This is a genomic window from Pseudomonas fluorescens group sp. PF-1 (genome assembly GCF_054481335.1).
In genome coordinates, this window is sequence record NZ_JBTMNG010000001.1 from 1,654,736 (window position 1) to 1,666,828 (window position 12,093).

At 59.7% G+C, this 12,093-nt stretch carries 14 protein-coding genes; 13 read left to right on the top strand and 1 reads right to left on the bottom strand.

Features of this window, described 5'->3' with window-relative positions; translation table 11 throughout:
* The first annotated feature begins 13 nt into the window (after window positions 1-13).
* The 5 genes from aroC to mtnC are packed head-to-tail and all read left to right on the top strand — an operon-like array spanning window position 14 to window position 4,161.
* Window positions 14-1,105 carry a chorismate synthase gene (gene aroC / locus ACX3YD_RS07915; RefSeq protein ID WP_103402587.1) on the top strand — a complete coding sequence of 364 codons (1,092 nt, stop codon included), beginning with the start codon at window positions 14-16 and terminating at the stop codon, window positions 1,103-1,105.
* A gap of 28 nt (window positions 1,106-1,133) precedes the next feature.
* Window positions 1,134-2,285 carry an MFS transporter gene (locus ACX3YD_RS07920; protein WP_458959609.1) on the top strand — a complete coding sequence of 384 codons (1,152 nt, stop codon included), beginning with the start codon at window positions 1,134-1,136 and terminating at the stop codon, window positions 2,283-2,285.
* A complete protein-coding gene (locus ACX3YD_RS07925) occupies window positions 2,282-2,908 on the top strand; it encodes a methylthioribulose 1-phosphate dehydratase (RefSeq protein WP_103402588.1) in 627 nt (208 codons plus the stop codon). The genes ACX3YD_RS07920 and ACX3YD_RS07925 overlap by 4 nt, the downstream gene beginning before the upstream one ends.
* A 19-nt stretch (window positions 2,909-2,927) precedes the next feature.
* Window positions 2,928-3,473 (top strand): 1,2-dihydroxy-3-keto-5-methylthiopentene dioxygenase, encoded by a 546-nt coding sequence (locus tag ACX3YD_RS07930; RefSeq protein WP_458959610.1) that lies wholly within the window; start codon window positions 2,928-2,930, stop codon window positions 3,471-3,473.
* Between the two features lie 4 nt (window positions 3,474-3,477).
* Window positions 3,478-4,161 (top strand): acireductone synthase, encoded by a 684-nt coding sequence (gene mtnC, locus ACX3YD_RS07935; RefSeq protein ID WP_458959611.1) that lies wholly within the window; start codon window positions 3,478-3,480, stop codon window positions 4,159-4,161.
* 124 nt (window positions 4,162-4,285) lie between these two features.
* On the opposite strand, the gene ACX3YD_RS07940 is transcribed toward mtnC, so the two are convergent.
* Complete coding sequence (locus ACX3YD_RS07940; RefSeq protein ID WP_103402591.1) at window positions 4,286-4,564, bottom strand: DUF3509 domain-containing protein; 279 nt, start codon at window positions 4,562-4,564, stop codon at window positions 4,286-4,288.
* Window positions 4,565-4,908: 344 nt separating this feature from the next.
* Between ACX3YD_RS07940 and ACX3YD_RS07945 the strand changes: the two genes are divergently transcribed.
* From ACX3YD_RS07945 to ACX3YD_RS07980, 8 genes are all read left to right on the top strand, one after another.
* Window positions 4,909-6,747, top strand: a complete 1,839-nt coding sequence (locus ACX3YD_RS07945) for a long-chain-acyl-CoA synthetase (protein ID WP_458959612.1) — start codon at window positions 4,909-4,911, stop codon at window positions 6,745-6,747.
* A 96-nt stretch (window positions 6,748-6,843) separates the two neighbouring features.
* Window positions 6,844-7,362, top strand: a complete 519-nt coding sequence (locus ACX3YD_RS07950; protein ID WP_458959613.1) for an ankyrin repeat domain-containing protein — start codon at window positions 6,844-6,846, stop codon at window positions 7,360-7,362.
* A gap of 96 nt (window positions 7,363-7,458) precedes the next feature.
* The gene (locus ACX3YD_RS07955; RefSeq protein ID WP_090463937.1) at window positions 7,459-7,989 is read left to right on the top strand and encodes a hypothetical protein; all 531 of its coding nucleotides are present in this window, start codon (window positions 7,459-7,461) and stop codon (window positions 7,987-7,989) included.
* Between the two features lie 82 nt (window positions 7,990-8,071).
* Window positions 8,072-8,263 (top strand): PLDc N-terminal domain-containing protein, encoded by a 192-nt coding sequence (locus ACX3YD_RS07960; RefSeq protein ID WP_047531608.1) that lies wholly within the window; start codon window positions 8,072-8,074, stop codon window positions 8,261-8,263.
* A gap of 264 nt (window positions 8,264-8,527) precedes the next feature.
* A complete protein-coding gene (gene speE / locus ACX3YD_RS07965) occupies window positions 8,528-9,403 on the top strand; it encodes a polyamine aminopropyltransferase (RefSeq protein ID WP_047531607.1) in 876 nt (291 codons plus the stop codon).
* Window positions 9,404-9,564: 161 nt separating this feature from the next.
* On the top strand, window positions 9,565-9,798 hold the full coding sequence (locus ACX3YD_RS07970) for a hypothetical protein (RefSeq protein WP_103402739.1): 234 nt from the start codon (window positions 9,565-9,567) through the stop codon (window positions 9,796-9,798).
* Between the two features lie 211 nt (window positions 9,799-10,009).
* Window positions 10,010-10,351 (top strand): ribonuclease E inhibitor RraB, encoded by a 342-nt coding sequence (locus ACX3YD_RS07975; protein ID WP_060541568.1) that lies wholly within the window; start codon window positions 10,010-10,012, stop codon window positions 10,349-10,351.
* A 328-nt stretch (window positions 10,352-10,679) separates the two neighbouring features.
* Window positions 10,680-12,089 carry a circularly permuted type 2 ATP-grasp protein gene (locus ACX3YD_RS07980; protein ID WP_103402594.1) on the top strand — a complete coding sequence of 470 codons (1,410 nt, stop codon included), beginning with the start codon at window positions 10,680-10,682 and terminating at the stop codon, window positions 12,087-12,089.
* Window positions 12,090-12,093: the final 4 nt, after the last annotated feature.

The following is a 12,093-nucleotide window of genomic DNA, read 5'->3' on the forward strand; positions in this document are numbered from 1 at the left end:
CGGAGCGTCCTGCATGTCCGGCAATACCTACGGCAAGCTGTTCACTGTCACCACCGCTGGCGAAAGCCATGGTCCGGCGTTGGTCGCCATTGTCGATGGCTGCCCGCCGGGCCTGGAGATCTCCCTGGAAGATCTGCAGCGCGATCTCGACCGGCGCAAGCCTGGCACCAGCCGCCACACTACCCAGCGCCAGGAAGCCGACGAAGTCGAAATCCTTTCCGGCGTATTCGAAGGTCGCACCACCGGGTGCGCCATCGGCCTGTTGATCCGCAATACCGACCAGAAATCCAAGGACTACTCGGCGATCAAGGACCTGTTCCGCCCGGCCCACGCCGACTACACCTACCACCACAAGTACGGCGAGCGCGATTATCGCGGCGGTGGCCGCAGCTCGGCCCGTGAAACCGCCATGCGCGTTGCCGCTGGCGCGATAGCGAAAAAATACCTGGCGACCCAGGGCATCGTCATTCGCGGCTACATGAGCCAGCTCGGCCCCATCGAAATTCCGTTCAAGACCTGGGACTCTGTAGAAGAAAACGCCTTCTTCAGCCCGGACCCGGACAAAGTGCCGGAACTGGAAGCCTATATGGACCAGTTGCGCCGCGACCAGGATTCAGTCGGCGCCAAGATCACGGTGGTCGCCGAAGGTGTGATGCCGGGCCTCGGCGAGCCGATTTTCGATCGCCTCGACGCGGAACTGGCCCATGCGCTCATGAGCATCAATGCGGTCAAGGGCGTGGAAATCGGTGCCGGTTTCGCCAGCGTCGCCCAGCGTGGCACCGAGCATCGCGATGAAATGACTCCGCAAGGTTTCCTCAGCAACAACGCTGGCGGCATTCTCGGTGGCATCTCTTCCGGTCAGCCGATCGTCGCGCACCTGGCCCTGAAGCCAACGTCCAGCATCACCACGCCCGGCCGTTCAATCGACATTCATGGCAACCCGGTGGACGTCATCACCAAGGGTCGTCACGACCCGTGCGTCGGCATTCGCGCCACGCCGATCGCCGAAGCGATGATGGCCATCGTGTTGATGGACCACCTGCTGCGCCACCGTGGGCAAAACGCCGATGTGCGCGTGAGCACCCCGGTGCTGGGTCAGCTTTAATGGCTGACCTGATAGCCGCTGCAGTCTGATGGCTGTGGCGGCGCTGCCGTACTGGCGGCTTTCCAGTTTCTATCTGTTCTATTTCGCCTTGCTCGGTTCGACGGCGCCGTTTCTGGCGCTGTACTTCGATCACCTGGGATTTTCCGCCGCGCGCATCGGTGAGCTGGTGGCGATCCCGATGTTGATGCGATGCGTGGCGCCGAACATCTGGGGCTGGCTGGGTGACTACACCGGCCGGCGGCTGGCCATCGTGCGTTTCGGCGCGGTCTGCACGCTGCTGACCTTTTCACTGATTTTTGTCAGCAAGACCTACGCCTGGCTGGCGATGGTCATGGCCTTGCATGCGTTCTTCTGGCACGCCGTGTTGCCGCAATTCGAAGTCATCACCCTCGCACACCTGCAGGGCCAGACCTCTCGCTACAGTCAGATTCGCCTGTGGGGCTCCATCGGTTTCATCATCACCGTGGTCGCGCTGGGCCGGTTGTTCGAATGGCTGAGTCTCGACATCTACCCGGCGGCGCTGGTGCTGATCATGGCCGGGATCGTGCTCAGCAGCCTTTGGGTGCCGAACGCGCAACCGGCGCCGGGCCACCGGGTGGCGGGGGAGGGATTTCTCAAGCAACTGCGCAGCCCCGGCGTGCTGGCTTTTTACGCGTGCGTGGCGCTGATGCAGATGAGCCATGGCCCGTACTACACGTTTCTGACCTTGCACCTTGAGCGATTGGGCTACAGCCGAGGGGTCATCGGCATGCTCTGGGCCGTCGGCGTGGTGGCTGAGGTGCTGATGTTCATAGCCATGAGCAAAATCCTCGCGCGATTTTCGTTGCGCCGGGTGCTGCTGGCGAGTTTTCTGCTGGCGGCGTTGCGATGGTTGTTGCTGGGTTCGTTGGCTGAGTTCCTCTGGGTATTGTTGTTTGCCCAGGTGTTGCACGCGGCGACATTCGGCAGCTTTCACGCCGCTGCCATTTCATTCGTGCAACGTAGCTTCGGCGCGCGTCAGCAAGGCCAGGGCCAGGCGTTGTACGCGGCACTGGCGGGGACCGGCGGCGCACTGGGCGCGTTGTACGCCGGTTACAGCTGGAACGCCCTGGGCGCCGCATTGACCTTTAGTATTGCCAGCCTCGCAGCCCTCGCGGCTGCCGTTATCATTGCCACATGTATGCAAGAGGACAGGCCATGAGCCTTACCCGTGAACACCTCGCCCAGGAAATCATCGACGCCGGGCGTTTCCTGTATGGCCGCGGCTGGTCGCCGGCCACCAGCAGCAATTATTCGACCCGACTGTCGCCGACCGAAGCGCTGCTGACGGTGTCGGGCAAGCACAAGGGTCAATTGGGCCTGGACGATGTGCTGGCCACGGATCTGTCGGGCAACAGCCTGGAACCGGGCAAGAAACCGTCCGCCGAAACCCTGCTGCACACTCAGCTCTACAGCTGGCGTCCGGAGATCGGCGCGGTGTTGCACACCCACTCGGTGAACGCCACGGTGCTGTCGCGCCTGACGCCGGAAGACTTCATCGATTTCGAAGATTACGAACTGCAAAAAGCCTTCACCGGCGTATCGACCCACGAGTCGCGGGTGCGGGTGCCGATTTTTGACAACGATCAGGACATTGCGCGCCTCGCCGCCAAGGTACAGCCTTGGCTCGACGCCCATCCCGATTGCGTTGGCTACCTGATTCGCGGCCATGGCCTCTACACCTGGGGCGCGCGCATGAGCGACGCCCTGCGGCAGATCGAGGCCTTTGAATTCTTGTTCGAGTGCGAGTTGAAAACCCGCTCGCTCTCTCACCGTAAAGCCTGAACCGTCAAGGAGTTGCCCGATGAGCAGCCTGTCCGTCTACCACGTCTCAAGCCCTGACATTCCGAACAAGGTGCTGACCCATTTCGAAGACATCGCCTCGACCCTGGCCGAGCAGGGCGTACGGTTTGATCGCTGGCAAGCGGCGACGAAAATCCAGCCGGGCTCCAGTCAGGAAGAAGTGATCGCCGCCTATCAAGAGCAGATCGACAAGCTGATGACCGAGCGCGGCTACATCACTGTCGATGTGATCAGCCTGAACAGCGATCACCCGCAAAAAGCCGAATTGCGCGCCAAGTTCCTTGATGAGCACCAGCATGGCGAAGACGAAGTGCGTTTCTTCGTCGCCGGCCGTGGCTTGTTCACCCTGCACATCGACGATTACGTCTACGCCGTGCTCTGCGAGAAAAACGACCTGATCTCGGTGCCTGCCGGTACCAGGCACTGGTTTGACATGGGGGAGCATCCGCACTTCGTCGCGATTCGTCTGTTCAACAACCCGGAAGGCTGGGTGGCCAATTTCACCGGCGAAGACATCGCTGGCCGCTTCCCGCGTCTTGAGGACTGAAACGATGCCGATCAAAGCGATTCTCACCGACATCGAAGGCACCACCAGCGCGGTGAGTTTTGTGTTCGACGTGCTGTTTCCCTACGCCGCGAAACACCTGCCGGACTTTGTCCGTCAGAACGCCGGGCGCAATGATGTCGCTGAACAACTGGCCAGCGTGCGCCGCGACAGCAACGCGCCGGATGCCGACGTCGAGCGGGTGATCGAGATTCTGTTGGGCTGGATTGCCGAAGACCGCAAGGCCACGCCGCTCAAGGCGTTGCAAGGGATGGTCTGGGAGCAGGGTTACCAGGCCGGGCAACTCAAAGGCCACGTCTACCCCGACGCCGTCGAAGCGCTGAAGCACTGGCATCAGCAGGGGTATCAACTGTTTGTCTATTCCTCGGGCTCGATCCAGGCCCAGCGCCTGATTTTCGGCTGCTCGGAAGCGGGGGATTTGACGCCACTGTTCAGCGGCTATTTCGACACCACGTCAGGACCCAAGCGCGAAGCACAGTCCTATACCAACATCACACAGGCCATTGGCCTGGAAGCCTCGCAGATTCTGTTTCTGTCGGACATCGTCGAAGAGCTGGACGCGGCGCGCATGGCGGGGATGGCCACGTGCGGGCTGGCCCGTGAGGGCGGGGAATTGGCGGGGCATGTCACGGTGGACAGTTTTGCGCGGATCGATCCCTCGACGTTCTAAGCCACACATAACCAAGGAGCCAGCCTGCTGCCGATGGACCCGAGTGCGCCGGGTTTAACCAGGACACGCGCGTTATCGTTGACGACTATCGCGAGCAGGCTCGCTCCTACAGTTGTTTCAGGCGTTACAGCGAATGATAGGTCGGCAGGGCAAACCGCTGCTGGCTTTGGAGCATGGAGATTTGTGGCAGTTCGCTGGCTTGTTCGGCGAGGTCGCGACGGATCGCGCTGATGACCCACGACAGTTGATCGCCGTTGTGCAATTGCTGGTAGGAAATCGAGCGCTTGAACACTTTGTCTTCGCCACCGCGCAGGGTCAGCAGAATCCCGCCGTCAGGTCGTGGCTGGGTGGTGACTTCGAAGTTGGAAAACAAGGACGAAAATTTTTCTTGGATCAGGCTCATGTCTTTCGGCTCCGTTAGCGCTGGAATGGCAAGCATGAGGGGGTAGTTGCAGCGATTGTGCCAGCACGCGAATTTAATTAAGTTCTATATAAATCAATAAGTTACGTTTTTGGCTGATTTATTTTTCCGTGCAATTTGCATGAAGGGCCATCGTGCATCCTGCATTTTGCGTGGTCGTCGGCGATTCGATGGAACCATTGCGCGCGCAGATGCTCATGATTTCCAACATCGCTGTGGCGGATACAAAACATTTCAAAAACCGCGTGTACAGCTCAAGAACCGTTGACGTATTTTCGGGCTCAATCAACGCCGCCCGACAATAAAAAGATCGAACGGGAGCAACCATGAGCCGCACACCACGCGACACCATCACCTGGGGCATGATGCTCCGCAAGCTGCCGTCCATTGCCAAAGCCATTCCGCGGGTGGTGAAGGGAATGAAAGTGGCTAACGTCAAGGACCCGACCCAAGCGTGTGGCCTGGGCTGGAGTTTCGAACAAGCGACCTTGCGCAATCCCCAAGGGCCGGCCTTGCTGTACGGCGAGGTCACGCTGACTTATGCACAGGTCAACCAGTGGGCCAATCGCATCGCCCATCACTTGATTGCCCAAGGCATCGGCAAGGGCGATGTGGTGGCGGTGTTCATCGAAAATCGTCCGGAGCTGCTGGTGACGATATTGGCGGTGGCCAAGGTCGGAGCGATCAGTGCGCTGCTCAATACCTCACAAACCCGCGATACCCTGGTGCATAGCCTGAATCTGGTGGCGCCGGTGGCCATCGTCGTCGGCGAAGAGCTGGTGGCGGCGTTTCTGGCGGTACGCGAACGGGTATCGATGGCGCAGGCCCGCACCTGGTTTGTCGCTGATCGGGACACCTACAGCCATCCGGGCGTTTCCCCCGAGGGTTTCGTCAACTTGATGACCGCCAGCCTCGACAACGCCTGTGACAACCCCGTCAGCAGCCAGCAGGTGTTTTTCGACGACCCCTGTTTCTATATCTACACCTCGGGCACTACCGGGTTGCCCAAGGCCGGGGTGTTCAAGCACGGGCGCTGGATGCGCAGCTCGGCGAGCTTCGGCATGATCGCGCTGGATATGCGCCCGGACGATGTCGTCTATTGCACCTTGCCGCTCTATCACGCCACCGGACTTTGCGTGTGCTGGGGTTCGGCCATCAGCGGTGCCTCGGGATTTGCCATCCGGCGCAAGTTCAGCGCCAGTCAGTTCTGGAACGATGTGCGCAAATACCGCGCGACCACCCTCGGTTACGTCGGCGAATTGTGCCGTTATCTGGTCGATCAACCGCCTACTGCCGACGACCGCCAGCACGGCGTCACCAAAATGATCGGCAACGGCCTGCGCCCCGGCGCATGGGGTGAATTCAAGACACGTTTCGGCGTGTGCCACATCTGCGAGCTGTACGCCGCCAGTGACGGCAATATCGGTTTCACCAACATTCTGAATTTCGACAACACTGTCGGTTTTTCCCTGATGTCCTGGGAGTTGGCGGTTTACGACCACGACAGCGGCGCGCCGATTCGCGAAGCCAACGGCTTCATGCGCAAGGTGGGCAAGGGCGAGCAGGGGTTGTTGCTGGCGAAAATCGACGACAAGGCGCCACTGGACGGTTACACCGATCCGCAAAAGACCGAAAAAGTCGTGCTCCACGACGTGTTCGTCAAGGGTGACCGCTACTTCAACACCGGCGATCTGTTGCGCAACATCGGTTTTGGCCATGCGCAGTTCGTTGATCGGCTGGGTGACACCTATCGCTGGAAGGGCGAAAACGTTTCGACCACCGAGGTCGAGAACATCCTCCTGCGACACCCGCATATTTCCGAAGCCGTGGCCTATGGTGTGGAAGTGCGCAACACCAACGGCCGCGCCGGCATGGCCGCCATCACGCCGGCCGAATCCCTGGCGACCCTGGATTTCAGCGAGCTGCTGGCCTTCGCCCGGCAACAGATGCCGGCCTACGCCGTGCCATTGTTCCTGCGGGTGAAAGTGAAAATGGAGACCACCGGGACCTTCAAATATCAGAAAACCCGGCTCAAGGATGAAGCGTTCGACCCGGCCCGGAGCGGCGCTGACCCGATCTACGCCTGGCTGCCGGGAACCGAAACGTACGTGCAGGTGACGGAGCAAATGCTGAAGGATATCCACGGCGGTCGATATCGATATTGAATGTGCCTATGGCCCCGCTTCAGAAAAAAGAAGTGACAGTACCGGGGCTGCTCGGGAAACTGTCGGCTTTGCGAATAACTGAAAGTGGAGCGTTCAATGTCAGACAAAAGCCGCCAGATGACCCCCGAAGAAGCTGCCGAATTTGCCGAACAGGTATTCAACAAGGCACGGGAGGGCGATGCGGCCATGATGGCTGCGCTGCTGACCAAGGGCTTGCCGCCGAACCTGCGCAATCACAAGGGCGACACCTTGCTGATGCTGGCCGCTTACCATGGTCATGTGGACACGGTAAAAGTCTTGCTCGAACACAAGGCCGATCCGGAGATCCGCAACGACAACGGCCAGAGCCCGATTGCCGGTGCCGCCTTCAAGGGCGACCTGGCGGTGGTCACGGCGCTGGTTGAAGGCGGGGCGCAAGTCGAAGGCTCGTCGTTCGATGGTCGTACGGCGCTGATGATGGCGGCGATGTTCAACCGCGTCGCCATTGTCGACTACCTGATCAGCAAAGGTGCCGATCCGAAAGCCAGGGACGCCAATGGCATCACCGCGCTGGAAGCCGCCAGGACCATGGGGGCTGTGGACACCGTTGCGCAGTTGGAAAAACTGCTGGGCTGACGCTGTTCTTCTGTGGCGAGGGAGCAACCTGCGCAGCACTCACTGAATGCGTTATCCTTCGCGCCCTCAAAATTCCCTCGCTACAGGATCCGCCCCATGAAAGCCGCACTCGTCGAACTCATCAGCAAAATCAGCTCCGGGTGCATGGGCGATGACGAAATCCTCAAGGTCGCTGACGAGGCGGCCCAGGCTTACGCGGACCCCGAGGGTTTCCTGGCGGCCAATCCGGACATCAACTACGACGACACCTTCCCGATCCCGCTGGGCGAGTGGGTGGTCGTCGGCAGTCTGCCGGAGACCGTGATGTTCCAGGCCGACACCTACATGGACCTGTTCGCGCAGATCGTTGCTTCGTTCGGGCCGGGCGTCGACTTCAATATCAAGCCCAAGCAACTGGCCAAGACCGAAGCCCTGACCGCGCTCAATCGCATTCAGGTGCAAATGAGCAGCCTGAACAAGGAAAACGGTGGCTATGTGCTGATGAACTTCAGCCAGTTGCTCGACGATGAACTGCAAGTCGTTCTGGTCTACGGCAACGACGTGCCGCGGGTGCTGGAGCTGTGCGCCGAAGTCGGCATTGCCGCTGCGCCGTCCCTGGAAGCCTTGAAAGTGGCCGTTCACGTTTAAAACCGCAAGCTGTCAATAAAAACGGAACCCTGGCCTCGGGCAGCTATCCTAAGAGGGCCAATCACTCTTCAGGAGCGTCACCATGGGTTCCACGTTCAACAGCCTGGTAGGCCTGATCATCCTTGCCCTGGACATCTGGGCAATCATCAACGTACTCAAAAGTGGCGCCGAAACCGGGATGAAAGTCCTCTGGGTGCTGTTGATCCTGTTGCTGCCGGTTTTGGGCCTGATCATTTGGGCGATCGCGGGGCCACGGGGTAACGTCAGAATCTGAAGTCATTCTCCCAAGCGACATAAAATCTGTGGGAGCGAGCCAGCTCGCGATGACGGCGGCACATTCGGAATTGATGTGGCGGACAAATCGCTATCGCGAGCAGGCTCGCTCCCACAGGGCATTGTGGCGAGACATCAAGTGAGGTTCGACCTGTCATCTTCCTCGACGTAGAATGCGCGCCTTTCCCGGTCAATCGAGCCGATCGATTGGCCATCATGGGCGGGTAACCGTCCGTTGCCACCCGCATTCATCGGAGCACTTCCCATGAGCATCACCCCGACCAACGACTACCTGGAAACCCTCTACGAAGGCTATGGCCAGCGTTTTCGCATGGAAAAACTGCTGCACGAAGTGCGCACCGAACACCAGCACCTGGTGATTTTCGAAAACCCGCGCATGGGCCGGGTCATGGCGCTGGACGGCGTGATCCAGACCACCGAAGCCGACGAATTCATCTACCACGAAATGCTGACCCACGTGCCGATCCTCGCCCATGGCACCGCCAAGCGCGTATTGATCATCGGTGGCGGCGACGGCGGCATGTTGCGTGAGGTGGCCAAGCACCGCAGCGTCGAGCACATCACCATGGTCGAGATCGACGGTACCGTGGTCGAAATGTGCAAGGAATTCCTGCCGAATCACTCCAAGGGCGCGTTCGACGATCCACGCCTGAACCTGGTGATCGACGACGGCATGCGCTTCGTCGCCACCACCACTGAAAAGTTCGACGTGATCATTTCCGACTCCACTGACCCGATCGGGCCAGGCGAAGTGCTGTTCTCGGAGAACTTCTATCAGGCTTGCCACCGCTGCCTGAACGAAGGCGGCATCCTGGTCACGCAGAACGGCACGCCGTTCATGCAGATCGAAGAAGTCAAAACCACCGCCGGTCGTCTGCGCAGCCTGTTCCCTGACTGGCACTTCTATCAGGCCGCCGTGCCGACTTATATCGGCGGCGCGATGACCTTCGCCTGGGGCGCGACCAATACCGCTTATCGCAAATTGTCCCGCGAAACCCTGCAACAACGGTTCGCCGGCAGCGGCATCATCACCCGCTACTACAATCCGGAGATCCACATCGGTGCCTTTGCCTTGCCGCAGTACGTTTTGCAGGCTGTGAACAAGCCAAGCAACGACTGATAGCGCGTCAATCAAAAAGGGCTGTCCGCGGTGGTGTTCAATCACGCCGCTGACGGCCCTTTTTTCATGAGGTGCCGGAGGAAAATCAGCGGAACGATTAGCCAGCTAATCAGGTCGAGATAGAAGTAAGCCCATCCATGGGTTTTATCGAGGAGGCACTGATGCAAAAGTGGAAAATCACTTTCGTGGATGATCACGGTGAAACTGTCGACGAAGTCTTTGAGTGCGACGAGTGCCCGGATAACGAACACGCCGCCAAACTCATCAAGGCCCGGTTGCTTCCCGTCGCCGCCGAACTGGATCTGAACGATCTGGAAGGGCGAACCGCCGATGCGACTGTCAAAAGTCTCAAGGCCCAGAACAGCATTCAAATCCTCGGCATCACGCCAATCTGAACATCTCCTGTCACATTCTCAACCAGGCCTTGGCAGCGGCTCTATCTTGGGGCTAATCTGCAGGCGAGATCAGCGAATGGATCGCTAAGGTCTGGTCTTGTCAGCTACATGCTTGTTTCCCGTCGGCACATCGGATGCCGTCGTTCGCACCGTTCGGTGGCGGGCGCTGGGAGTACGGAAAGTCTATCCATCAGTTTGAGGAGGACGTTTCATGAGCACAGCCTATCAAGAAGATATCAGCAGCAGCGTTCTGCGCCGCATGAAAGAGGGCGGTTTCGACTTTTCACGGTTCCATCCCATCGAGTTCTACGCCATTTTCCCGGACGAGGAGCGGGCACGCAGGGCGGCAGGTCATTACCGTGGTGAATCCCTGAATGCGCAAATCAGTGTGCGCGATGACGGCGCATGGGCCCTTGAACTGAGCAAAGTCATGTACGCCACTTACGATGACATCGGCGACTTCGAGCAGGGTTTCGAAGCCGTGGTCGAGCCATTGGGCGGCATCATTGAAGGCTGGGGTGTCAAGCAGGAGGTACGAGGGCGACTCGCATAAACTTATGAACAGTAGCAAGCATCAGTAACGGCTGACCTTTGGGTTGGCCGTTTTCGTTTTTGTCGCCGGCAAACCGAACACGACCTCGAAGAGCCCTCCATGACGGAATGACCCTCCTTCGCCGGCAAGCCGCCTCCCACAGACTATGCTGGTGACAGGCGACTGCAACGCCTTGCAATGAAGCGGGGGCGATCAGGTTGGGGCATTTACCGCACAGGATTGGTGCGGTGTCTGCGTAACGATTATCCAACCGATTGATATCAAAGCGTTTCTGCCGATGGCACGGGCCTTGCGAAGGCCTGTATGTCCGGGTGACAAGGAGTACGGCATGATCCGCACCTATTTTGATGAGATGTACGATGCCGGCGGCCAGGTCCGCCCGCATTATCGGGAGTTTGCCCGTTGGCTGTCCGAAACGCCTGACGAGCTTTTGGCACAACGGCGACGCGAGGCCGATCTGTTGTTTCATCGCGCCGGGATTACTTTCACGCTCTACGGTGATGAGCAGGGGACAGAGCGCCTGATTCCCTTCGACACCATTCCGCGCAGCATTCCCGCCAGTGAATGGCGCATTGTCGAGCGTGGCTGCATCCAGCGGGTCAAGGCGTTGAACATGTTCCTCGCCGACCTCTATCACGAGCAACGCATCATCAAGGCCGGCATCATTCCGGCCGAGCAGGTGCTGGCCAACGAGCAATACCAGTTGGCAATGCAGGGGCTGGATCTGCACCGCGATATCTATTCGCACATCTCCGGTGTCGATCTGGTGCGCGACGGCGACGGCACGTACTACGTGCTCGAAGACAATCTGCGTACGCCGAGCGGTGTCAGCTACATGCTCGAAGACCGCAAGATGATGATGCGACTGTTCCCCGAATTGTTCGCGGCGCAACGCATCGCCCCCATCGACCACTACCCGAACCTGTTGCTTGATACCCTGAAAAGCTCCAGCCCGATCGACAACCCGAGCGTCGTGGTGTTGACGCCGGGGCGCTTCAACAGTGCATTTTTCGAGCATGCGTTCCTGGCGCGGGAAATGGGTGTGGAGCTGGTGGAAGGCGCGGACCTGTTCGTGCGTGACGACAAGGTGTTCATGCGCACCACCGACGGGCCAAAAGCCGTCGATGTGATCTACCGGCGCCTCGACGACGCCTTCCTCGACCCGCTGGCGTTCAATCCGGACTCGATGCTCGGCGTGCCAGGGCTGCTGTCGTCTTACCGATCCGGCAATGTCGTGTTGGCCAATGCCATCGGCACCGGGGTGGCGGACGACAAGTCGGTGTACCCGTTCGTGACCGACATGATCCGTTTCTACCTGGATGAAGAACCGATCCTGAAGAACGTACCGACGTGGCAGTGCCGTAACCCCTCGGAACTTTCCCACGTCCTGGCCCATCTGCCGGAACTGGTGGTCAAGGAAACCCAGGGCTCCGGCGGTTACGGAATGCTGGTGGGGCCGGCGGCGACGGCGGCGGAAATCGAAGCCTTCCGTGCGCGGATCATTGCCAAGCCCCATGCCTATATCGCGCAACCGACGCTGTCGTTGTCGACCTGCCCGACCTTTGTCGAAAGCGGCATCGCGCCACGCCACATCGACCTGCGCCCGTTTGTATTGTCTGGTCGCGAAACCCGGGTCGTGCCCGGCGGTTTGACCCGTGTCGCCCTGCGCGAAGGCTCCCTGGTGGTGAACTCCTCCCAGGGCGGCGGAACCAAGGACACCTGGGTGGTCGAGGATTGAAGGA

What these genes read in the sequence shown, in the direction of transcription:
- aroC (WP_103402587.1), top strand. Translation starts at nt 14, where the DNA reads ATGTCCGGCAATACCTACGGCAAGCTGTTCACTGTCACCACCGCTGGC.
- ACX3YD_RS07920 (WP_458959609.1), top strand. Translation starts at nt 1,134, where the DNA reads ATGGCTGTGGCGGCGCTGCCGTACTGGCGGCTTTCCAGTTTCTATCTG.
- ACX3YD_RS07925 (WP_103402588.1), top strand. Translation starts at nt 2,282, where the DNA reads ATGAGCCTTACCCGTGAACACCTCGCCCAGGAAATCATCGACGCCGGG.
- ACX3YD_RS07930 (WP_458959610.1), top strand. Translation starts at nt 2,928, where the DNA reads ATGAGCAGCCTGTCCGTCTACCACGTCTCAAGCCCTGACATTCCGAAC.
- mtnC (WP_458959611.1), top strand. Translation starts at nt 3,478, where the DNA reads ATGCCGATCAAAGCGATTCTCACCGACATCGAAGGCACCACCAGCGCG.
- ACX3YD_RS07940 (WP_103402591.1), bottom strand. Translation starts at nt 4,564, where the DNA reads ATGAGCCTGATCCAAGAAAAATTTTCGTCCTTGTTTTCCAACTTCGAA.
- ACX3YD_RS07945 (WP_458959612.1), top strand. Translation starts at nt 4,909, where the DNA reads ATGAGCCGCACACCACGCGACACCATCACCTGGGGCATGATGCTCCGC.
- ACX3YD_RS07950 (WP_458959613.1), top strand. Translation starts at nt 6,844, where the DNA reads ATGTCAGACAAAAGCCGCCAGATGACCCCCGAAGAAGCTGCCGAATTT.
- ACX3YD_RS07955 (WP_090463937.1), top strand. Translation starts at nt 7,459, where the DNA reads ATGAAAGCCGCACTCGTCGAACTCATCAGCAAAATCAGCTCCGGGTGC.
- ACX3YD_RS07960 (WP_047531608.1), top strand. Translation starts at nt 8,072, where the DNA reads ATGGGTTCCACGTTCAACAGCCTGGTAGGCCTGATCATCCTTGCCCTG.
- speE (WP_047531607.1), top strand. Translation starts at nt 8,528, where the DNA reads ATGAGCATCACCCCGACCAACGACTACCTGGAAACCCTCTACGAAGGC.
- ACX3YD_RS07970 (WP_103402739.1), top strand. Translation starts at nt 9,565, where the DNA reads ATGCAAAAGTGGAAAATCACTTTCGTGGATGATCACGGTGAAACTGTC.
- ACX3YD_RS07975 (WP_060541568.1), top strand. Translation starts at nt 10,010, where the DNA reads ATGAGCACAGCCTATCAAGAAGATATCAGCAGCAGCGTTCTGCGCCGC.
- ACX3YD_RS07980 (WP_103402594.1), top strand. Translation starts at nt 10,680, where the DNA reads ATGATCCGCACCTATTTTGATGAGATGTACGATGCCGGCGGCCAGGTC.